The following is a 1,617-nucleotide window of genomic DNA, read 5'->3' as shown; positions in this document are numbered from 1 at the left end:
CTTGTATATTGTAGTTGTCAGAGCCGTGGTGCAATGACAGCATTTACTGTTACTCCCTCATTCCACGTGGGATAATAGTATTGTGCAGTTGAGGGCGTCGCCGCCCCTCCTTGGGATTCGGTCCCGTTAACTAGAGTGACGCCTCAGCTTTATAGGTTGGATTCGAATTAGCTGGATGGGATCAAGACCCGAATCTCCAACAAGGTAGAATTCCTGTAAAGTCCCTGAGGATAACCTCCCTGCAACAATTACGAAAGGTAGGTGTGGTCTCATGTTCTACGTTGGCATTGACATCGCTAAAAGAGCCCATGAAGTGTGTTTCTTAAGTAGTGATGGAGAAGTATTGGATGGGAACTCGTTCAAGATTCCAAATACCATCTCCGGTGTCGACAAGCTGCAAAGGATGCTAGACAAATATGGGCTAACTCCACAAAACTCTATTGTCGCTATGGAAGCAACCGGCCACTATTGGTTGGTCCTTTACTCCTGGTTGTTGGAGCGCGGCTTCGAGATTAAAGTCATCAATCCTATAGTCACCGATGCCTTTAGAAACATGCGTATACGAAAGGCAAAGAATGATCGGATAGATGCCGAAATCGTGGCAAGAGTCCTTATGTTTGGCGAGTACCAGGAAACCTCCGTTTCTAGTGATGAGACCCTTTCCTTGCGCCAGCTATGCCGTTACCGGCTTTGGCAGGTGCAGACTGTTAGTGACCTGAAACGAAAGATCATCGCTCTTCTGGATCAGGTGTTTCCGGAATACGAGAACCTGTTCACCGACATCTTTGGAATGAGCTCCAAAGAGCTCCTGAAGCTCTATACGACTCCCGAAGAGATCGCATCCGTCAATACCCTTAAACTAACTAATCTCCTCTCATCCCACTCCAAGGGCCATTTTGGCAAGGAGAAGGCGCTGGAGGTCAAGGCTGTGGCAAAAGGGTCCTTGGGTATCAAGATAGCGACAGACGCGTTTGCGTTCCAGATCCGCCAAATGTTGGAACAGTTGGAGTTCGTGGATGAGCAAATCGAGGGAATCGATGTGGAAATCAATGCCTATATGGATAAGCTCAATTCGCCTATCACCACAATTCCGGGAATAGGATCAGCCTACGGGGCAGTGATACTATCTGAATTGGGTGATATCCATCGTTTTCCCGGCGGGAAGCAGATAGTCTCCTATTCAGGCATAGATGCCAGTGTAAGCGAGTCAGGCGATTTCACAGGTGATCAATGCCACATATCCAAACGAGGCTCATCTTACCTGCGTCGCGCCATCTGGGGTGCTGCCTTCATTGCTTCTTGGTCAGATCCTGAGCTTTCTGCGTACTACCAAAGACTACGAAAACGTGGTAAGCCGCATCAAGTAGCTGTAGGAGCGGTAGCACGGAAACTGTGCCACATAATTTTTGCGGTACTGTCAGAAAATCGCACGTATGAGGCAAGGGTTTAACCAATTAAATTACAGCTTCACTCAGAGCATTTATCAAATGCTCTATTTGTGTTGTGGTTTTATAGATACTTCTATGGGCTGCCTGAATTACTAATTTCAACCATAGAGGGAGTTAATATTCTTAATTGAGTCTTGACATTTTATAGCTGGTCTAGTCCTTCGTGGCT

General features: G+C 46.9%; 1 protein-coding gene. It reads left to right on the top strand.

Annotation, left to right across the window (positions count from 1 at the left end):
- Positions 1-271 precede the first annotated feature (271 nt).
- A complete protein-coding gene (locus T472_RS01295) occupies positions 272-1,450 on the top strand; it encodes an IS110 family RNA-guided transposase (protein WP_023863235.1) in 1,179 nt (392 codons plus the stop codon).
- Positions 1,451-1,617 lie beyond the last annotated feature (167 nt).

This window comes from Youngiibacter fragilis 232.1 (genome assembly GCF_000495435.3).
In the GTDB taxonomy this organism is placed as follows: Bacteria; Bacillota; Clostridia; order Clostridiales; family Clostridiaceae; genus Youngiibacter; species Youngiibacter fragilis.
The sequence above is the reverse complement of the archived record's forward strand: the minus strand, read 5'-3'. Positions and strand labels throughout refer to the sequence as shown.